Annotated in this window: 18 protein-coding genes; 9 read left to right on the forward strand and 9 right to left on the reverse strand. The window is 65.4% G+C overall.

The window, feature by feature from the left end; genetic code table 11:
* Positions 1-37: 37 nt before the first annotated feature.
* The 8 genes from AYJ54_RS23975 (at position 38) to AYJ54_RS51385 (ending at position 7,345) form a co-directional block, all read left to right on the forward strand.
* Positions 38-1,207, forward strand: a complete 1,170-nt coding sequence (locus tag AYJ54_RS23975) for a cytochrome P450 (protein ID WP_063702707.1) — start codon at positions 38-40, stop codon at positions 1,205-1,207.
* Between the two features lie 535 nt (positions 1,208-1,742).
* The gene (locus tag AYJ54_RS23980; RefSeq protein ID WP_063702709.1) at positions 1,743-2,693 is read left to right on the forward strand and encodes a sulfonate ABC transporter substrate-binding protein; all 951 of its coding nucleotides are present in this window, start codon (positions 1,743-1,745) and stop codon (positions 2,691-2,693) included.
* Positions 2,694-2,731: 38 nt separating this feature from the next.
* Positions 2,732-3,685, forward strand: coding sequence for a sulfonate ABC transporter substrate-binding protein (locus AYJ54_RS23985; protein ID WP_063702787.1), 954 nt, complete (start codon positions 2,732-2,734; stop codon positions 3,683-3,685).
* Positions 3,682-4,848: an FMNH2-dependent alkanesulfonate monooxygenase gene (gene ssuD, locus AYJ54_RS23990; RefSeq protein ID WP_063702711.1), complete on the forward strand. Its 1,167-nt coding sequence runs from the start codon at positions 3,682-3,684 to the stop codon at positions 4,846-4,848. The genes AYJ54_RS23985 and ssuD overlap by 4 nt, the downstream gene beginning before the upstream one ends.
* The gene (gene ssuC / locus AYJ54_RS23995; protein ID WP_063702713.1) at positions 4,845-5,651 is read left to right on the forward strand and encodes an aliphatic sulfonate ABC transporter permease SsuC; all 807 of its coding nucleotides are present in this window, start codon (positions 4,845-4,847) and stop codon (positions 5,649-5,651) included. Before ssuD ends, ssuC begins: the two co-directional genes overlap by 4 nt.
* Positions 5,652-5,658: 7 nt before the next feature.
* Positions 5,659-6,495, forward strand: coding sequence for an ATP-binding cassette domain-containing protein (locus AYJ54_RS24000; protein WP_063702716.1), 837 nt, complete (start codon positions 5,659-5,661; stop codon positions 6,493-6,495).
* Between the two features lie 32 nt (positions 6,496-6,527).
* The gene (locus AYJ54_RS24005) at positions 6,528-7,109 is read left to right on the forward strand and encodes a flavin reductase family protein (protein WP_063702718.1); all 582 of its coding nucleotides are present in this window, start codon (positions 6,528-6,530) and stop codon (positions 7,107-7,109) included.
* Between the two features lie 80 nt (positions 7,110-7,189).
* On the forward strand, positions 7,190-7,345 hold the full coding sequence (locus tag AYJ54_RS51385; RefSeq protein WP_201724249.1) for a hypothetical protein: 156 nt from the start codon (positions 7,190-7,192) through the stop codon (positions 7,343-7,345).
* 200 nt (positions 7,346-7,545) lie between these two features.
* Here AYJ54_RS51385 and AYJ54_RS24010 read toward each other — a convergent pair whose 3' ends face one another.
* From AYJ54_RS24010 to AYJ54_RS24050, 9 genes are all read right to left on the reverse strand, one after another.
* Entirely contained in the window at positions 7,546-8,694 is a 1,149-nt protein-coding gene (locus AYJ54_RS24010) for a M20 family metallopeptidase (RefSeq protein ID WP_063702720.1), read from the reverse strand.
* Positions 8,695-9,126: 432 nt separating this feature from the next.
* On the reverse strand, positions 9,127-10,512 hold the full coding sequence (flbD, locus tag AYJ54_RS24015) for a sigma-54-dependent transcriptional regulator FlbD (protein WP_063702722.1): 1,386 nt from the start codon (positions 10,510-10,512) through the stop codon (positions 9,127-9,129).
* Between the two features lie 134 nt (positions 10,513-10,646).
* Complete coding sequence (gene fliN / locus AYJ54_RS24020) at positions 10,647-10,997, reverse strand: flagellar motor switch protein FliN (protein WP_063702724.1); 351 nt, start codon at positions 10,995-10,997, stop codon at positions 10,647-10,649.
* 3 nt (positions 10,998-11,000) lie between these two features.
* On the reverse strand, positions 11,001-11,621 hold the full coding sequence (locus tag AYJ54_RS24025; protein WP_063702726.1) for a FliH/SctL family protein: 621 nt from the start codon (positions 11,619-11,621) through the stop codon (positions 11,001-11,003).
* Positions 11,621-12,715, reverse strand: a complete 1,095-nt coding sequence (gene fliG, locus AYJ54_RS24030; RefSeq protein WP_063702728.1) for a flagellar motor switch protein FliG — start codon at positions 12,713-12,715, stop codon at positions 11,621-11,623. Before fliG ends, AYJ54_RS24025 begins: the two co-directional genes overlap by 1 nt.
* Positions 12,716-12,732: 17 nt before the next feature.
* Positions 12,733-14,352, reverse strand: coding sequence for a flagellar basal-body MS-ring/collar protein FliF (gene fliF / locus AYJ54_RS24035; RefSeq protein ID WP_063702730.1), 1,620 nt, complete (start codon positions 14,350-14,352; stop codon positions 12,733-12,735).
* Positions 14,353-14,534: 182 nt separating this feature from the next.
* Complete coding sequence (sciP, locus tag AYJ54_RS24040; protein ID WP_002714638.1) at positions 14,535-14,810, reverse strand: CtrA inhibitor SciP; 276 nt, start codon at positions 14,808-14,810, stop codon at positions 14,535-14,537.
* 338 nt (positions 14,811-15,148) lie between these two features.
* Positions 15,149-15,859, reverse strand: a complete 711-nt coding sequence (locus tag AYJ54_RS24045; protein WP_063702732.1) for a flagellar hook assembly protein FlgD — start codon at positions 15,857-15,859, stop codon at positions 15,149-15,151.
* A gap of 12 nt (positions 15,860-15,871) precedes the next feature.
* Entirely contained in the window at positions 15,872-17,482 is a 1,611-nt protein-coding gene (locus AYJ54_RS24050) for a flagellar hook-length control protein FliK (RefSeq protein WP_063702734.1), read from the reverse strand.
* 352 nt (positions 17,483-17,834) lie between these two features.
* Between AYJ54_RS24050 and mnmA the strand changes: the two genes are divergently transcribed.
* On the forward strand, positions 17,835-19,016 hold the full coding sequence (gene mnmA / locus AYJ54_RS24055) for a tRNA 2-thiouridine(34) synthase MnmA (protein WP_063702736.1): 1,182 nt from the start codon (positions 17,835-17,837) through the stop codon (positions 19,014-19,016).
* Positions 19,017-19,104: the final 88 nt, after the last annotated feature.

Below are 19,104 nucleotides of genomic sequence, written 5' to 3' on the forward strand. Positions count from 1 at the left end.
CTGGCTTGGAGGAAACGAAAATCCAGGAGAGGCCGCCTTGAGCAACGCGCCGCGCATCGACATCGACCCGGCCTCGTTCTGGGCCGATCCTTATCCGATGCTCGCGAAAATGCGCAAGGAAGCGCCGATCGCCTTCGTGCCGCAGCTCGGCTCGACATTGCTGGCGAGCCGCGACGACATCTCGATTTCCGAGAAGCAGATCGACGTGTTCTCCTCGCACCAGCCGCAGGGGCTGATGAACCGGCTGATGGGCCACAACATGATGCGCAAGGACGGCGAGGCGCACCAGGTCGAGCGGCGCGCGTTCTTTCCCGCGGTCTCGCCGAAGACGGTGAAGGCGCACTGGACCGCGCAGTTCCAGGCCCACGCCGACCGCCTCATCGACGCGATTGAACCGGGCGCGCGGATCGATTTCATGCGCGACTTCGCGCTGCCGTTTTCAGGCGAATGTCTGAAGTCGATCACCGGCCTCACCAATATCGGCTTTGCCGAGATGGATGCCTGGTCGCAAGGAATGATCGAGGGCATCGCCAACTACACCGGCGACCCCGCTGTCGAGGCGCGCTGCCATGCGGCGACCGCCGGCATCGATGCCGCCATCGACGACATGCTGCCGGTGATGCGCAAGAATCCCGACCAGAGCCTGCTCGGCGTCCTCCTCGCCGCCGGCATGCCGATGGAGAGCGTGCGTGCAAACGTCAAGCTCGCGATCTCCGGCGGCCAGAACGAGCCGCGCAAGGCGATTGCCGGCACGGTGTGGGCGTTGCTCACCCATCCCGGGCAGCTTGATCTCGTGCGCAAAGGCGAGGTGTCCTGGCTCCAGGCGTTTGAGGAATATGCCCGCTGGATCTCGCCGATCGGCATGTCGCCGCGGCGCATCGCAAAGCCGTGGTCGATCCGCGACGTCTCGTTCGAGCTTGATGAGCGCGTGTTCCTGATGTTCGGCTCCGCCAACCGCGACGAGAAGCATTTTGAGCGTGCCGACCAGTTCGACGTGCGGCGCGATGTGAGCAAGAGCGTCGCCTTCGGCGCCGGCCCGCATTTCTGCGCCGGCGCCTGGGCCTCGCGCGCCATGATCGCCGACGTCGCGCTGCCGACGGTGTTCGCCCGCGCAAAGCATCTGGAGATCGCCGATGACGAGCCGGTGCGGATCGGCGGCTGGGCCTTTCGCGGGCTGCTCAATCTGCCGGTGAGATGGTTGCATTAGTTCGCAGAGAGTTCTGCGCTTTGGATCAAAGCACGCGCTAGCCACAGTTTCGGTGTCATCGCCCGCCTTGTGCGCAATTGCGCACTGGGGCGGGCGATCCAGCACGCCGCGGCAGTTGCGTGGAACATTTGACGCCTCTGGAATACTGGACTCCCCGCCTTCGCGGGGAATGACAGCGGAGAGGTGGAAGGAGCTTCGGCCCGCAGCTCCCAGTCCGCGATGATGACATCGTGCACCTGTTTTGCCCGACGGGTCAATCGAATTTCGGATAATGCGTAAGTTGTTGTTTTCGCACCCCCTCCTACTGTGCATGGGGTTGTTTTCAGCATTTTATGTTGTGGCCGTGCTTGCCTCACATTCGCGTGCGGAAAAATCCGTCTGCATGAGCGCGAGCGATTGAAAGATTAATCATGCACGTTGCCGCACGCGCAGTGCTCGCATCGCTATTTTCCCGACCGTCTCGACAGCTCCGCTGACCCACACCATCATTCCCGCGTCGCAAGGAATGACGGCCGCTCGCGGCCGGGAGTGTGGAATGCAGCGTCGGGACTTTCTGAAACTCTCCGTTGGAACGGCAGCCGCTGCCGCGTTCGCCTCGCGTGCGAATGCACAAGCCACCGTGAAGGAAATTCGTATCGGCTACCAGAAGAACGGCGTGCTGGTCACCACGCGCCAGCAGGCCGCGCTGGAAAAACATTTCACGCCGCAAGGCATCGAGGTGAAGTGGGTCGAGTTCTCCTCGGGACCGCCGATGATGGAGGCGATGAATGTCGGCAGTGTCGATTATGGCGCGGTCGGAGATTCTCCGCCGGTGTTCGCCCAGGCCGCGGGCGCCGCGATCGTCTATGCGGCGGGCCAGCCCATCACTAACGGCCAGGGCATCCTGGTGCCGAAGGACTCGGCGATCCGCTCGATCGCCGAGTTGAAGGGAAAGCGCATCGGCTTCACCAAGGGATCCAGCGCCCATAACATCGTGGTGCAGACGCTTGAGAAGGCGGGCCTCACCTATGCCGACATCACGCCGGTCTATCTGACGCCGCCGGACGCAGGGCCTGCGTTTGCCAATGGCAGTATCGAGGCCTGGGCGATCTGGGATCCCTACTTCGCGATCGGCGAGACCAAGCAGAACGGGCGCATCCTGATCAACGCGCGCGAGGTCACCAAGACCAACTCCTTCTACATCGCCAACCGCGATTTCGCGAAGAATCACGGATCAACCCTGCAACAGATCGTCGACGTAACGACCGCGACCGCAAAATGGGCCGAGCTGCACCGCGACGAGGTCGCCAAATCGCTGGCAGCGGTAACCGGCATTCCCCTGGAGATCCAGACCATCGCGGCCAACCGCTCAGCCTTCGTGGTCGGCCCCGTCACCGACGACATCGTCGCGACCCAACAGGGTGTCGCCGACCGCTTCCACAAGCTCGGCCTGATCCCGAAGCCGATCGTGATCCGCGACATCGTCTGGCGCAGCACGGCGACCTGATCGTGCCGACCAATCTTCCCAATTCAAAGGGTTTGAACATGAGGCGTATCATCCAGCGTCTGATCGCGGCCATTGTTCTGTCGATCGGCATCGTCGCGGCCGCGGTCGGCACGTCCTACGGCCAGGACAAGGTTGTCCGCATCGGCTACCAGAAATACGGCAAGCTGGTGCTGCTGAAGAGCAAGGGCACGCTGGAGCCGAAGCTTGCGGCTGAAGGCTACAAGGTGGTGTGGACCGAATTCCCGTCGGGTCCGCCGCTGCTCGAAGCGCTCAATGTCGGCGCGATCGATTTCGGCAACACCGGCGAAGCCCCGCCGATCTTCGCGCAGGCCGCCGGCGCGCCGATCCAGTATGTCGCCTATGAGCCGGCGGCGCCGAAGGGCGAGGCGATCCTGGTGCCGAAGGACAGCCCGTTGAAGTCGGTCGCCGAACTCAAGGGCAAGAAGGTCGCGCTCAACAAGGGCTCCAACGTTCACTATCTGCTGGTCAAGGCGCTGGAGAAGGCGGGCGTCAAATATTCGGAAATCGAGCCGGTCTTCCTGGCTCCGGCCGATGCGCGCGCCGTCTTCGAGCGCGGTGCGGTCGATGCCTGGGTGATCTGGGATCCGTTCCAGGCGGCGGCGGAAGCCGCCACGGGCGCGCGGACGCTGACTGATGGCAGCAACATCGTCTCGAACTACCAATTCTATTTCTCATCGAAGAAATTCCTCGAGGCCAATCCGAAAATCGTCGACGCCGTGCTGGCCGAGCTGAGCGCGGTCGATGACTGGGCGAGGAGCGACATCCACGCGGTCGCCGAGCAATTGGCGCCATCGATCGGATTGTCGGTCCCCGTGGTCGAGGTGGCGCTCAAGCGTCAGTCCTACGGCATCAAGCCGATCACCGATGTGGTCATCGCTGATCAGCAGCAGGTTGCGGATGCGTTTTTCGCGCTCAACCTGATCCCGAAAGCAATCAAGATTTCCGACGTGGCGCGGAGGCCAGGATCATGAGCAAGCAAGGTAATGCCAACATTCTCTGGTTCCTGCCGACCCACGGCGACGGCCGTTATCGCGGCACCGGCATCGGTGGCCGCGAGGTCAACTTCAACTATCTGCGCCAGATCGCGCAGGCGGCGGATCAGCTCGGCTATTACGGCGTGCTGCTGCCGACCGGGCGGAGCTGCGAGGATTCCTGGATCGTCGCCTCCAGCGTCGCGCCGTTCACCGAACGCCTGCGCTATCTCGTGGCGGTCAGGCCCGGCCTGCAGTCGCCGAGCGTTGCTGCGCGCATGACCGCAACGCTCGATCGCATCTCGAACGGGCGGCTGCTCGTCAACGTCGTCACTGGCGGCGATCCCGTCGAGAACAAGGGCGACGGCATCTTCCTCGCCCATGACGAGCGCTACGAGGTCACCCGTGAGTTCCTGAATGTCTATAGCGACCTGCTCGCGGGCAGGACGGTGAACGTCGAGGGCAAGCACATCCACATCGAGGCTGGCAAGCTGCTATTCCATCCGGTGCAGTCGCCACGCCCGCCGCTTTATTTCGGCGGCTCGTCGGATGCCGGCATCGACGTCGCCGTCGACGCCGTCGACAAATATCTGACCTGGGGCGAGCCGCCGGCTTTAGTCGCCGATAAGATCGCGAAGGTGAGGGCGGTCGCTGGCGCACGCGGCCGAAAGCTCTCCTTCGGCATCCGCCTGCACGTCATCGTCCGCGAGACCAATGAGGAAGCGTGGCGAGCCGCTAACGATCTGATCAAGCACGTCAGCGACGAGACTATCGCGCTCGCCCAGAAGAATTTCGCGCGCATGGACTCGGTTGGCCAGCAGCGCATGGCGCAACTGCATGGCGGCAACCGCGACAAGCTCGAGATCGGCCCTAACCTGTGGGCCGGTGTCGGCCTCGTGCGCGGCGGAGCCGGCACGGCGCTGGTCGGCGATGCCAAGACGGTCGCCGCGCGCATCAAGGAGTATCAGGACCTCGGCATCGATACCTTCATCATGTCGGGCTACCCGCATCTGGAAGAAGCCTACCGCTTCGCCGAGCTGGTCTTCCCGCTGCTCTCGCTGGAGCAGCCGAGCAACGTGACGAAGCTTCATTTCAATGGCGGGCCCTTCGGCGAAACCGTTGGCAGCGATTTCCGTCCGCAACAGCAGGTGTCGCAGTCATGAGCCTGATCGACAGCGTTTCCTTCCCACGCAGCGTCCGCCTGCCGCGCGTCGACGGCCTGATCCAGTGGATCGTGCCGCTCGCCATCATCGCCATCTGGCAACTTGCCTGCGTTACCGGTTTCGTGCCGACGCGCGTCTTGCCGGCGCCGAGCGACGTCGTGCTCGCGGGATGGAAGCTCCTGCTCTCCGGCGAGCTCGTCCGCAACATCTGGGTCTCGTTCTGGCGCGCCTCGATCGGTTTCCTGATCGGCGGCAGCATCGGCTTCGCTTTCGGCCTCGCCAACGGCCTGTCGCAGCTCTCGGCAAAACTCACCGACACCACGCTCCAGATGGTGCGCAACGTGCCGCACCTCGCGCTGATCCCGCTGGTCATCCTCTGGTTCGGCATCGACGAGAGCGCAAAGCTGTTCTTGGTGGCGCTCGGCGTCTTCTTCCCGATCTATCTCAACACGCTGCACGGCATCCGCACCGTCGATCCCCAGCTCATCGAGATGGGCCGCATCTACGGCATGACCGACGGCGAATTGTTCCGCCGGGTCATCTTCCCGGGCGCGCTGCCCTCGATCTTCGTCGGCATCCGCTTCGCGCTCGGCATCATGTGGCTGACCCTGATCGTCGCCGAGACGATCGCGGCATCCTCGGGCCTCGGCTACATGGCAATGCAGGCGCGCGAGTTCATGCTGATCGACGTCGTCGTGCTCTCGATCCTGATCTACGCGCTGCTCGGCAAGCTTGCCGACAGCGCTTCCCGTGTGCTGGAGCGCCTGACGCTCGCCTGGCACCCCGCTTTCCAGAAACGTTGAGAGTGATATGCAGACAGCCCTTCGCACCTCCCTTCCCGAGACCGGGCTCGCAAGCCGCGCCAATTTCGCGCCGCATGCCCGCGTCGTGCGCGAGGAGCGCCCGGTGCACACGAGCGGCCTGCCGCTCAGCATCCGCGGCTTGCGCAAGTCGTTCGGCGACAATGAAGTCCTGCGCGGCATCGACCTGCACATTCCCGCCGGCCAGTTCGTCGCGATCGTTGGAAAAAGCGGCTGCGGCAAGAGCACGCTGCTGCGCCTCATCGCCGGCCTGGAAAAGGTAGATGCCGGCAGCATCAGCTTCGGCGATCAGGTCCAGCCTGAGGACATTCGCGTGATGTTTCAGGAGCCGCGGCTGCTGCCCTGGGCCCGGGTGCTCGCGAACGTCAAGGTCGGCCTCGGTCGCGATCGCGCCTCCGGCGACGCACAGTCGCGCGCGGAGAAGGCGCTGAGCGAGGTCGGGCTTGCCGACAAGCGCGGCCAGTGGCCCTCGGTGCTGTCGGGCGGACAGAAGCAGCGCGTGGCGCTGGCGCGTGCGCTGGTCTCCCGTCCGCGCGTGCTCGCCTTCGACGAGCCGCTCGGCGCACTTGATGCGCTGACCCGCATCTCGATGCAGCGGCTTCTGGAGCGGGTCTGGCGCGACCAGGGCTTTACCGCGATCCTGGTCACCCATGACGTCTCCGAGGCGGTTGCCTTGGCTGACCGGGTGCTGGTGATCGAGGAGGGCCGCATCGCCCATGATGTCTTGGTTAACGCAGCCCGGCCGCGCGAGCGTGGCTCCGTCGAACTCGCTGGCCTCGAAGGCTCGATCCTGAGCCACCTTTTGTCGGCGGACGATCGTACCTAAATGAAGAGGAACCCCGCTTCGGGGAGCATGCCATGAATGTAGTTCCCCGCGATCTCATGACCGATACTCCTGTCCCGTCCGCCGATTTCCGCGGAGCCATGCGCCACCTGACCGGCGGCGTCAGCGTCATCACGGCTGGTCGGGGGAGGGACATCACCGGCATGACGGTCACCTCGGTGACCTCGCTTTCGGTCGATCCGCCGACGCTGCTCGTCAGCATCAATCGCGACGCGTCGTCCTTTCCGCTGATCCGGCGTCACGGCGCCTTCGGCGTGAACATCCTCAATGCAGATCAACTCGACATCGCCGAGCGCTTTGCCGGCAAGGGCGGACTGAAGGGCGCCGATCGTTTCGCCGGCGCCCAGTGGGTGACAGGCGTCTCGGGCGTTCCCCTGCTGCTCGGCGCGCTGTCAGCCTTTGATTGCGAGGTCGAGGAGATCCTCGAACGGCATTCGCACGGCATCGTGATCGGGCGGGTGCGGCACATCAAGAGCTCGACGCGCAGCGCCGCGCTGGCCTATTGGCATGGTCAATATGTGGCGGTCGACCAGGACGAAGACGGGGCAAGGCTTGCGGACGTCAGCGTTCCCACCCGCGTCCGGCGCGGCATTTGATCGCCGCTGGCCTTTTACCCGTCATCGCTCTAGAAGCGCTCCCTTGAGCCTCCCCGCCGGGAAGGCATTGGAGCGGAACGATGAAGCGCGTCGCGATCCTAGCCTTCTACGCCGTCGGCGCGCTGGCGATCGCCTATCTCGCGCTGTACGCCTATGCGACGTTCCGCGGCCAGCCCATTATTCCCGGCGATCCCATCCACATCTTCCGCAAGCCCGACGCGCCGAGCTATTCGTGAGCTCTCGTAGGGTGGGCAAAGGCGCACCGCGCCGTGCCCACCATCTGTCCACGACCGCGACAGAGTTGGTGGGCACGCTTCGCTTTGCCCACCCTACGCACTCTCTCGTCATGGCCGGGCTTGATCCGGCCATCCACGTGCAGCCGCGATTTCGGAGCGACGTGGATGCCCGGGTCAAGCCCGGGCATGACGAGTGGCGATTAGCTCCGCAAGATCGCCAGCGCCAGCGCCTGCGCGCGGGGGACGATGCTGTCGAGCTCGAGATATTCCTCCGGCGTATGCGCGAGCCCGCCCACCGGCCCGAGGCCGCAGATGGTCGGCGCGCCGACCGCCGCGGTGAAGCCGGAATCGGCGCAGCCGCCGGAGAACTCGCCCTGGAGCGTGGTGAGGCCGACGTCTCTTGCCGCCGCCTGGTAACCCTCGAACAGCGCCTTCGAGTCCGCGCTCTGCACCGCCGGCAGGAATTCGCCCTTGACCGTCAGCACGGCGCTGGTACCCGGCACGTAAGGCGTGGCGATGATCCGTTCGATCTCGGCCATCACCGTCGCGCGATCGGCCGGATCGATGTAGCGCAGATCGATCTGTCCTTCCGCATAAGGTGCCGTCGTGTTGACGGACTGGCCACCCGAGACCAGGCCGACATTGAGCGTGATGCCCTTGGTGAGATCAGTCAACGCGTGGATCTGGACGATCTTGTGCGCGAGCTCGCCGATCGCGCTGACGCCGGCGGCGAAATTGGCGCCGGAATGCGCGGCTTTGCCCGTGATACCGAAATGCATGAAGATGCCGCCCTTGCGGCTTGTGACGATATTGCCGGTCGGGCGGCCCGGCTCGGAATTGTAGACCGCGCGTGCGGCGCGTCCCTCGCGCTCGATCACCGGCCGCGACGACGGCGAGGCGATCTCCTCGTCCGAGGTGATCAGCACCTTGATCGGATGCGGATTGCCGCCGAATTTCGCGAAGGCCGCGGCCACGAACACGTTCATGACAAGACCGGCCTTCATGTCGGCGACGCCGGGCCCGTAGGCACGCTTGTCCCGAATCGTGAACGGGCGCCGTCCGGTCTCGCCTTTGGAGAACACCGTGTCGCGATGGCCCATCAACAGCACCGGCTTCTCGTTGCTGCCGGGCTTGGCGACCTCAGCATGAATCGCATCGCCGAAGGTGCCGTGGGCCTCCCGCCAGGTGGAAATGCCATGCTCGGAAAAATGCCGCTCGAACCGCGCGCCGACCGCATCGACGCCTTCCTTGTCATAGGATCCGGAATCGATGTTCACGACCTCGCTGAGCAGATCGATCATCGCCTGCCGCTGCGACGCCAGCCATTCCGTGATTTGAGCCTCAGACATTGTCACCTCGCGTGGTTCTCACCACGCGCTTATAGGGCGTCCCATGCGTCCGACCTAGTCGCCGAATGCGGTGCGGCCATGTCTCCGGTCCCGTAGCCCCGGATGAGCGAAGCGATATCCGGGAGAACCCAAAACGGATGCCCCGCATATCGCTGCGCTTATGCGGGCTACGGGATGTTGCGTGTGGACACGCAGAGTTTCCCAATGTCGTCCCGGCGAAGGCCGGGACCCATACCGCGGAATTTCTCGATTGTGGGCGGTGGGAGTCCCGAACGACGAGTCTCCGCCAAACTCCTCCCTGGGGTTGGGTCCCGGCCTTCGCCGGGACGACACCGGAGGTGTGGCGCCTGCATATCCTCGGCTGCAAAAGAGAAATGCCCGGGACTTTATCCCGGGCATCCGCGCCTTTTGAACTCTGCAGCTGAGCGCCGCCTACGCCCCCATCACCGGCATGCGCGGATATTCGCCGGGGGTGCCGGCGGGCGGGATCGGGATGCCGCCGTCGGCGTATTCGTTGAGCTTGTTGCGCAGCGTGCGGATCGAGATGCCGAGGATGTTGGCGGCGTGGGTGCGGTTGCCGAGGCAGTGCTTCAGCGTCTCCAGGATCAGGTCGCGCTCGACGTCGGCGACGGTGCGCCCCACAAGAGCGCGCGTCACCTGCTCGGCCGCCATGGTGGCATGCGCCACGGCCGGTGCGGTCCTGGCGATGTCGAGGCGGTCGCCGTCCGGGGTGATGATGGCGTCAGCCCCGATCTCGTCGCCCTGCGCCATCAGCACCGCGCGGTGCATGGTGTTTTCGAGTTCGCGGACGTTGCCCTGCCAGCGGTTGGTGGAGAGCACGCGGCGCGCTTCCGCCGAGATCGGGCGCAGCGGCACGCCGTTGGCGTCGGCGTATTTCTTCACGAAATGCTGGGCGAGCTCGAGGATATCGGCGGGGCGCTCGCGCAGCGGCGGGATCTTCAGGTTCACGACGTTGAGGCGGAACAGGAGGTCCTCGCGGAAGGTGCCTTCGCGCACCGCCTCCGCCAGGTTGCGGTTCGAGGTCGCGATGATGCGGATGTCGACCGGCACCGGACGCGTGCCGCCGACGCGGTCGATCACGCGCTCCTGGATCGCGCGGAGGAGTTTTGACTGCAGGCGGACATCCATCTCGGAGATTTCGTCGAGCAGCAGAGTGCCGCCGGTCGCCTCCTCGAACTTGCCGATGCGGCGGGCGACCGCGCCGGTGAAGGCGCCCTTCTCGTGGCCGAACAGCTCGGACTCCAGCAGATGCTCGGGGATCGCGGCACAGTTGATCGAGATGAACGGGCGCTTGGCGCGCGCCGAGCGCATGTGGACGTAGCGGGCCAGCACCTCCTTGCCGGTGCCGGATTCGCCGGTGATCATCACCGAGGCGTCGGAGCCGGCGATCTGCTGAGCGAGCTTGATCACCTTCGCCATGGCGTCGTCGCGATAGATCAGCTCGCGGGAATCGTTGGCGACGGCTGCGAGCACCGCGGCGATCAGCTCCGGCTCCGGCGGCAGCGGGATGTATTCCTTGGCCCCGGCGTGGATCGCCGCGACCGCGGCGCGGGCGTCGTTGGTGATGCCGCAGGCGACGATCGGAGCGTGGATGTGCTCGGCCTCCAGCCGCATCACGAGGTCGCGGATGTCGAGGGCAACATCGACCAGCAGGAGATCGGCGCCCTTGCCGCCGCGCAGGACGCGCATCGCCTGCTCGTGATCCTCGGCATGGGTCACGGTGGCGCCGTTCTCCATCGCGATCTTGGTGGCGGTGGTGAGCTGGCCCTTCAGAGTGCCAACGATGAGAAGCCGCATGTCAGTCTCCTGTCCGTCTGTCCGCGCTGCCGCGCGCTATTCCCTGCGATTGCGCAACAGCATGATCCGGACCCGGAGGGCCGCGTTAGCGCAAAGTGCGTAGCGGTTTTCCGAGAAGATCATGCTGAAAATAATCAACCTCGTTCGGTCTTGATGATTTCGGTCATGGTCACGCCGAGCTTGTCTTCGACCAGCACCACCTCGCCGCGGGCGACGAGACGGTTGTTGACGTAGATGTCGATGGCCTCGCCGACGCGGCGGTCGAGCTCGAGCACGGTGCCGGGCCCGAGCTTCAGAAGCTCGCCGACATCCATCTTGGAGCGGCCGAGCACGGCCGAGACCTGCACCGGCACGTCGAACACGGCCTCGAGGTCAGCGGCAACGCGGGCCGCATATTCGTCCTCGTTGTAGCCGACATCGGTGCCGGCCGGCGGCATCGGGCCGTTGAGATCGGGCAGCGGGACCTGTCCGTCGCTGTCGCTCATGGTTTAGCTCCCCCTGCGGGACGCGATATAGCGTCCGACCATTTCGTCGATCTTGGCCGCGATGGCGCCGCGCTCCAGCACGACGCCGCCATCGGCCCATTCGATCCGGCAGTCGCCGGTCGCAATCTCGGGCTCGGCCAGGATCACCAGCCTGCCTTCGAAGCCGCTCTGCTTGGCGAGCCGCTCGATCTTCTCGCGCGCGCTGTCATAGAGCGCGTCGTTGATGCGGACGACGAGATGCGGCGTCGCGACCAGATGCGAGAAGCAATCCCTGACCAGGGCGATGATTTCCCCGAGCGGCTCGGCGGCGACGAGCTCGGCGCACAGCTTGCGCGCGACGGCCACCGCGACGTCGACCGCCTCGGTCTCCATCCTGGCCTCGATGCCGCCCATGCCGGAGGCGATGCCCCTGATCGCGATGTTGATCTCTTCCATGGCGAGCGCGATGCGGCGGTCGCTTTCCGCCTTGGCCTCGCGCTGGCCGGCGGCAAAGCCGTCCTGATAGGCGCGCGCCTCGGCCTCGGCGACCTTCTGCGCGATCTCGGCGGCCGACGCCGCCTTCTCCCGCGTCCGGTCGGGCGCGGCGAAGTCGGTGTCGAACAGGAATTTCGCGGGTGCCGCCATCAGTACACCAGCTCGTCGTCGGCGCGGTTCTTGGTCAGCATGATCTCGCCCTTGGCGGCGAGGTCCTTGGCGAGATTGACGAGGAGGGCCTGTGCCTCGTCGACGTCACGCAGGCGCACCGGTCCCATCGCGGCCATGTCGTCCTGGAGCATCTTCGCCGCGCGCGAGGACATGTTGCCGAAGAAGAAGTTGCGGACGTCCTCGTTGGCGCTCTTGAGCGCGACGCCGAGCTTGTCCTTGTCGACGTTGCGCATCAGGGTCTGGGCCGAGCCGGAATCGAGCTTGACGAGGTCGTCGAAGGTGAACATCAGCGCCTTGATGCGCTCGGCCGATTCCCGGTTCTCCTCTTCCAGCGAGGTGATGAAGCGGGTTTCGGTCTGGCGGTCGAAATTGTTGAAGATTTCGGCCATCACCTCGTGCGCGTCGCGGCGGCGGGTCTGCGACAGGTTGGACATGAACTCAGTGCGCAGCGTCTTCTCCACGCTCTCGATCACCTCCTTCTGCACCGCCTCCATCTTCAGCATGCGACCGACAACGTCGAGCGCGAGCTCTTCGGGCAGGATGCCGAGCACGCGCGCGGCGTGCTCCGGCTTCAGCTTGGACAGCACCACCGCAATGGTCTGCGGATATTCGTTCTTCAAATAGTTGGCGAGAACCTCTTCCTGCACGTTGGAGAGCTTCTCCCACATGTTGCGGCCGGCGGGGCCGCGGATCTCGTCCATGATGCCGTTGACGCGCTCCGGCGGCAGGTACTGCTGCAGCAGCCGCTCGGTGGCGTCGAAATTGCCCATCAGCGCGCCCGAGGCCGACATGCGCGAGACGAATTCGAGCAGCATGTCCTCGACCGTGTCGACCTCGACGGTGCCGAGCGTCGACATTTCGAGCGAGAGCTGGCGCACCTCGTCGTCGTCGAGCAGCGACCAGATCTTGCCGCCATACTGCTCGCCCAGCGCCAGCATCAGGATCGCGGCCCGCCGCGGTCCGGGCATTTGCCCGGTCTTGGCGCCGCCCGCGCGATTGCCGGCGCGGGCACCCAGCGTCGAGATCACGCTGGTGATGTCGTTGGAGTTGGCGTTTTGCAGGGAGGCGGCCATGTCAGTTCACTTCTCAATCATTTCGCGGGTTCGGTCAGCCACTGGCGGATGATGGCGACGGTTTCGTTGGGGTTGCGCTCGGCGAGCTCGCCGACGCGATGAACGGACTGGGCGTGGACCTGGCCCTGGATCGTGGCGACGTCGATCGCGCTCGCGGCGGTGCTACCGCCCGGCAGCAGCGCCTGGCCGCCCGCAGCCGGCGCGGCCTCGCCGCTGGCGGGGCCGGCGAGGACTCCGCTGATGGCGGCGGCGACTTCGTCGGAGGCCAGGATGCGTTTGACCAGCGGACGGATGACCATGAACATCACGATGAGGCCGAGCAGCATCATCACGCCGAGCTCGACGAAGTACATGACGTCGTCCTTGGTGAACTGCAGCATGCCGAGGAAGCCAGAGGGCTCTCCGATCGGAGCAGTGGAGGGCGCGTCGGCAAAGCGCAGGTTGACGACCTCGACCTGGTCGCCGCGCTTCTGGTCGAAACCGATCGCCGAACGCACCAGGGTCGCGATGCGGTCGAGCTGCTCCTTGGTGCGGTCCTGGTAGACCTGCTCGCCTTTCTCGTTCTTGGAGTAGATGCCGTCGACCAGCACCGCGACCGAGATACGGTTGACCCGGCCCGCCTCGGTCACCTCGGTCTTGGTGGTGCGGGAGATCTCGTAATTGTTGGTCTCTTCGGTCTTCTTGCTCTGGTCCTTCGCCGCCACGCCGCTGTTCTGCTGGTTGCCCGGCAGCTCGTTGTTGACGGTGACCTGGCCGTTATTGTCGGCGGTGAGGCTCGACTCTTCGCGGGTCTGGCTCGAGCGCAGCACGCGGCCCTCGGGATCGAACCTGTCCGAGGTCTGGGTGATCTTGTTGAAGTCAAAATCGGCGGAGAGCTGCACGCGGGCGCGACCCGAGCCGACCACGGAGGACACGATGTCCTCGACCTGCTTGCGCATGCGCTTTTCGAAGGCGATGCGGCGCTCGTCGCCGAGCGCCTGCTCCGGATCGGTCGCGGCGCCGTCGGCGAGCAACTGGCCGGCCTCGTCGACGACCGAGACCCGCTGCGGCTTCAGCCCGTTCACGGCGGAGGCGACGAGGTGGCGGATGGCGCGGATCTGCTGGGCTTCCAGCGAGCCGCGCACGCGCAGCACGATCGAGGCGGACGGCTCCGGCGCCTCGCGCGAGAACAGCGGCCGCTCCGGCAGCACGAGGTGGACACGGGCGGCCTGGATGCGGTCGATGGCGCGGATGGTGCGGGCGAGCTCGCCTTCCAGCGCGCGCAGATGATTGATGTTCTGGACGAAGCTGGTGGTGCCGAGCGCATCCGACTTGTCGAACACCTCGTAGCCGACGCCGCCGCCCTTGGGCAGGCCGCCCTCGGCGAGCTTCATCCGCAGCCGCGTGACCTTGTCCTTCGGCACCATGATGATGCTGCCTTCATTGCGCAGCTCGAACTGGATGCCCTGGCGTTCCAGGTCCTTGATGATGCTGGAGGAATCCTCGACGCTGAGGTCGGTGAACAGCGTCGTCATCTGCGGCGTGGTGACGCGCATGATGACGAACGCGAAGAAGCCGATGAGCGCGGCAGTGACCGCGATCATTGCCCCGAACCGGGCGGCGCCGATACCTTTCAGGAAGTCAACCAGACCTTGCAAGCAACCGCCCCGACAAATTCGGCCGCATTCCCAGGAAGGCCGACTGGGCAATTATTGCCTAGGTGATGGTTTCGATATGGTTAACGAAGGTTAAGAGGTGGGACAAAAGTGGCGACATGAAAAAAAATCGGCCTCGCACGGCGAGGCCGATTTTGATCAAAAGCTGCAGATTTCCGAATCGCTTACTGGCGATATTGCTGGATGCGGGTGGTGCGAAGGCCCGCCAGACCGTGCTGGTCGATGGAAAACTGCCAGGAGAGGAATTCGTCGACCGTCAGGGTGTAACGGCTGCAGGCCTCCTCCAGGGACAGAAGTCCGCCACGCACAGCGGCGACGACTTCAGCCTTGCGGCGGATGACCCAGCGTTTGGTGCCGGGCGCAGGCAGATCCGCGATCGTCAGCGGACTGCCGTCCGGCCCGATGACGTATTTTACCCTCGGGCGATGGGGTTCTGTCATGGCGTACTCACAAACTCTCAACCACTGAACTCACGCCGAAAACCTTACGCCCACCGGCTTAAAAATTGGCTAAGCCTAAGGCTTCAATACAATTCTCGTTGAAAATGACGGGAACACAACCGGCCCGGCGGGCGGGACATAAGGTCCTGGCCGGCCAAGCGGGGCAGAAGGTACGCTTCGACTTCCTCGGCTACTCGTTCGGCGTGCATTGGTTTGAGGCGAACGGGAACCGATTCATGTAAATGTTGGCCCGAATGACTTTTGGCGGGCCCGGCGCGAGCCCAGAACTCTGATCCACCTCTCCCCGCTGGGAAGAGGTGACACACCTCGCACGAGCCTTAGTTGCTGCTGCCGACGATGCTCTTGACCTGGCTGACCGTGTAGCTGTTGCCGTCGATCGTCAGCAGCGGCGGCGACTGCGTCAGGTCCACCGAGGACACCGTGCCCTGGACCTGCGCGGCGATGCCGACATTGTTGTTCGCGATGTCCTTGCCGGTCGCCGAGATCGTGTACTTGCCGTCGGGCCACTGCGTGCCGTCATTGCCCTGGCCGTTCCAGGTGAACGGAATGTCGCTGCCGGCGCCGGCGGTATATTTGCCGGTGAAGACGGTCTGGCCGCTGGAGTTGGCGATCGAGATGTCGACGGTCGCACTGGTCGGCACGCTGAGATGCCAGGTCGCGGACGAGTTGGTCATCGTCGCGGTCGTGCCGTCGACCACGGCGGTCTTGCCGACGAAGCCGAGCGCCTGGGTCGCCTGCGTGGTCTGCTGCAGGCTGACGAGCTGAGCGAGCGAGTCGTTGGTCTTGAGCTGCTGCTCGACGCCGGCGAACTGCACGAGCTGCTGGGTGAACTGGTTGGTGTCGAGCGGATCGAGCGGGTTCTGGTTCTGCAGCTGCGTGGTGAGCAGCGTCAGAAAGGTCTGGAAGTTGCCGGCCAGCGTCGATCCCGTCGTCGAGCTGAGGCTCGAATTGGACGACGATGACGACGATGACGTCGGGGTCGTACCGGAAACGACCGAAGGGGCGGTGGCGGCATTCGTGGTGGTCATGGCGAATACTCCTCACACTCTGATGTCGACGCCGCTGCTCGATCCGAGCATGCGGCCATAGCTGCGTCCAACGGGCGCGGCCGGAGCCGCATCCTCTTCGCTGATGATCAGCCGGCGGGCATTGCCGCCATTGTCGTTGTTGTTGCCGGAGTTCTGGCCTGAAGCGTTCTGGTCGCGCAGACTGAACGACAGGCCGTTGTTGCCGGTCTTCAGGCCCGCGTCGTCGAGCGCGCGCTGCAATTGCGGCGCATCCTGCTTCAGCATCGACAGCGTCTCCGGCTTCTCGACGGTGAGATGCGAGGTGACCTGGCCGTTGCGGTCGACGTTGATGCGCACGTCGATGCGGCCAAGCTCGGCCGGATCGAGGCTGATGTCGAAGCGGGTTTTTCCGGCGCGCGCGGCCGCCGCGATCTCGATCGGCACGCCGCTGATCGGCACGGCAGTGGCGGTTGCCGCGGTCGCGGTGAGCGTCGCGGTGGATGCGGTCGCGGCCGACATCGTCGTGGTCATCGGCGTCTGCACGGCGGAAGCGGCCTGCGCGCTGGTGTCCGTCGGAGTGACGCTGGCCTGTGCGCCGGCGTGGGCGTGGGTCGTCGGCGTGCCCGGCGTCGCATCGGTGGCGCGATCGGATGCGCCTGCCTTCGCATCGGTCGCGCCTGCGTCGGCCTGCGGCTTGGCGGCTTGCGGATGCGCGGCTGCGCTGGGATTCGTGGCAGTCGCGGGATTTTGCGCGGTGGTGCCTGTCTTGCCGGTGTCCTGGCCGATATTGGAGACGTCGGTCTGTCCTTGTGCGGTAGAGACGGCCTTGAACGAAGTCTTTGGCGTGCCCTGGTCGACGGCGGCGATCAGCGCGCCGTTGCCCTTGGCATCGGTCGCCGTCGTGTCGGTCGTTCCAGTCGCGGCATCCGCAAGCGTCGTCGTGGTGTCCGCGCTCACGGTGGCACCCGCAGTCTTCGCGCTCTTGTCGCCGGGCGTTGCCGTATCGGTCTTGTTGCCTGCGATCTGCGCCGCGGTCGTGGCGCTGGCGGCGATGCCGGCGGCGGCGATCGTCAGCGGCGAAGAGGAATTGCTGGCGGCCTGGCCCGCCGCCGCGTTCGGATCGGTCGGCACCACGGGGGCGGCAACGACGATCGCGTTCGGATCGGGCGTGGCTGGCTGCGTCGCATCCGGCTGCACGGTGGACGCGGCATCGACGGCGGTGGCGAGTCCGTCGGCATCGTTGCTCTTGTCGCCCTTGGTCTCCCCGGACTTGCCGGACGCCTTGGTGGTTTCCGTCTTGTCCTTGGGCTTGTCGCTTGCCTTGGTGGTGGCGGACGTATTGTCGCTCGCTGGCGCCGATGAATCGGTGTTGTCGCTCGCCTTGCTCTGCGAGGACTGGTCGGTCGATGAGGCGTCGCGCGTGCCCTTGTCGGAGGACGACGACGTCTGGTCGGTGCGGCGCGGCGCGGTGTCTTGCGTCGACGACGACGCTGCATTGTTGCTGATCGCGGCCGTGTTGCTGTCCACCAGCGCACCAAAGGAGTCGTTGGCGGACGCGCCTTGCGCGCCCTGCGACCGGGCAGGCTTCTGCGGCGCGCTCGGAACAGGCACGCTGGCAGCTACATCTGACGTCACACCGACCACACCAAAGCCCCTTGAAAACATCTTCGGAGAACGGGTAGCAAGGAGCGGGCCAGCCCGCGCGACGAAATTTTATGTAAAAAAACAAATACTTAAAGAAATGGCGGCGGCGCCATCAGGCCCTCAGCGACCGCGCCATTTCTGCCTCCCGGCAAGAATTGCCCTAAGTGGGCCCCGCCCGTGATTGCTTCACCGGAATGCGGCCTATATTAAAGGGTAGTTCTCAGCCGCTTTCGATCGGGCAAGCCGTCCCTGGGGGAACCAGAGTTCCCCGGGACTGCGGGTGTCCCGGCCAAAGGCACCGGAAAAACGCGGAAACGTCAGCCGTCGCAGTCGCATTCAACAACCGCAAGCCATGCTCAACAGTCTGGATCTTGAAGGCCGTCCGCAGGACACCAGGGTCGTCGTCGCCATGTCGGGCGGCGTCGATTCCTCGACGACGGCTGCGTTGTTGAAGGCGGAAGGCTACGACGTCGTCGGCATCACGCTCCAGCTCTACGACCACGGCGCCGCAACCCATCGCAAGGGCGCCTGCTGCGCCGGCCAGGACATCCACGACGCCCGCGATGTCGCCGCCAAGCTCGGCATTCCCCATTACGTGCTCGATTACGAAGATCGTTTTCGCGAGTCAGTCATCGACAATTTCGCCGATAGCTACGCGCTCGGCGAGACGCCGGTGCCGTGCATCGAGTGCAACCGCTCCGTCAAGTTCCGCGATCTTCTCAAGACCGCGCGCGAGCTCGGGGCGACCGCACTCGCCACCGGCCACTATGTCGCCTCGCGCCGCAGGCCTGACGGCTCCCGCGCGCTGACCTGCGCGGCCGATGCCGAGCGCGACCAGAGCTACTTTCTGTTCGCGACCACGCGCGAGCAGCTCGACTACTTGCGCTTCCCGCTCGGCAACATGACCAAGCCCGAGACGCGCGAGCTCGCCCGCCGCTTTGGGCTAGCGGTCGCCGACAAGCACGACAGCCAGGACATCTGTTTCGTGCCGACGGGCCGCTACACCGACATCATCACCCGCCTGCGGCCGAACGCGATGGATCCGGGTGACATCGTCGATCTCGGTGGCCGCGTGCTCGGCCAGCATCACGGCATAGCCAATTTCACCGTCGGCCAGCGCCGCGGCCTCGGCATCGCCTCCGGCGCGCCGCTGTTCGTGGTGCGGCTGGACGCAGCCAACCGCCGCGTCGTGGTCGGCCCGCGCGATGCGCTGAAGATGCACCGCATCGTGCTGCGCGACGTCAACTGGATCGGCGACGGCGACATCGACCGCGCGGTCGGCGGCGGCCTCGAGATGTTCGTGCGCGTGCGCTCGACCCGTGCGCCGCAGCCGGCGTGGCTGCGCGGTGGCAACGGTCATTACGAGGTCGAGCTCGTCGCCGGCGAAGAGGGCGTTTCGCCGGGCCAGGCCTGCGTGTTCTATGATGCGCCCTCGGGGCAGGCGCGCGTGCTCGGCGGCGGCTTCATTCAGAGCGCCGCCGCGAAGATCGGCGCCGCCACGGCGCGGCCGCTAGCGGAGGCCGTTCGCGGCTAATCATGACGAGATTGGATCGCGCTGCCGCGGCACCGGAAGTGCGCCCCCTCTCCCGCTTGCGGGGGAGGGCGGGGGTGGGGGTTTTCTC

Source organism: Bradyrhizobium centrolobii (assembly GCF_001641635.1).
GTDB lineage: Bacteria > Pseudomonadota > Alphaproteobacteria > Rhizobiales > Xanthobacteraceae > Bradyrhizobium > Bradyrhizobium centrolobii.

What these genes read in the sequence shown, in the direction of transcription:
- AYJ54_RS23980 (WP_063702709.1), top strand. Translation starts at nt 1,743, where the DNA reads ATGCAGCGTCGGGACTTTCTGAAACTCTCCGTTGGAACGGCAGCCGCT.
- AYJ54_RS23985 (WP_063702787.1), top strand. Translation starts at nt 2,732, where the DNA reads ATGAGGCGTATCATCCAGCGTCTGATCGCGGCCATTGTTCTGTCGATC.
- ssuD (WP_063702711.1), top strand. Translation starts at nt 3,682, where the DNA reads ATGAGCAAGCAAGGTAATGCCAACATTCTCTGGTTCCTGCCGACCCAC.
- ssuC (WP_063702713.1), top strand. Translation starts at nt 4,845, where the DNA reads ATGAGCCTGATCGACAGCGTTTCCTTCCCACGCAGCGTCCGCCTGCCG.
- AYJ54_RS24000 (WP_063702716.1), top strand. Translation starts at nt 5,659, where the DNA reads ATGCAGACAGCCCTTCGCACCTCCCTTCCCGAGACCGGGCTCGCAAGC.
- AYJ54_RS24005 (WP_063702718.1), top strand. Translation starts at nt 6,528, where the DNA reads ATGAATGTAGTTCCCCGCGATCTCATGACCGATACTCCTGTCCCGTCC.
- AYJ54_RS51385 (WP_201724249.1), top strand. Translation starts at nt 7,190, where the DNA reads ATGAAGCGCGTCGCGATCCTAGCCTTCTACGCCGTCGGCGCGCTGGCG.
- AYJ54_RS24010 (WP_063702720.1), bottom strand. Translation starts at nt 8,694, where the DNA reads ATGTCTGAGGCTCAAATCACGGAATGGCTGGCGTCGCAGCGGCAGGCG.
- flbD (WP_063702722.1), bottom strand. Translation starts at nt 10,512, where the DNA reads ATGCGGCTTCTCATCGTTGGCACTCTGAAGGGCCAGCTCACCACCGCC.
- fliN (WP_063702724.1), bottom strand. Translation starts at nt 10,997, where the DNA reads ATGAGCGACAGCGACGGACAGGTCCCGCTGCCCGATCTCAACGGCCCG.
- AYJ54_RS24025 (WP_063702726.1), bottom strand. Translation starts at nt 11,621, where the DNA reads ATGGCGGCACCCGCGAAATTCCTGTTCGACACCGACTTCGCCGCGCCC.
- fliG (WP_063702728.1), bottom strand. Translation starts at nt 12,715, where the DNA reads ATGGCCGCCTCCCTGCAAAACGCCAACTCCAACGACATCACCAGCGTG.
- sciP (WP_002714638.1), bottom strand. Translation starts at nt 14,810, where the DNA reads ATGACAGAACCCCATCGCCCGAGGGTAAAATACGTCATCGGGCCGGAC.
- AYJ54_RS24045 (WP_063702732.1), bottom strand. Translation starts at nt 15,859, where the DNA reads ATGACCACCACGAATGCCGCCACCGCCCCTTCGGTCGTTTCCGGTACG.
- mnmA (WP_063702736.1), top strand. Translation starts at nt 17,835, where the DNA reads ATGCTCAACAGTCTGGATCTTGAAGGCCGTCCGCAGGACACCAGGGTC.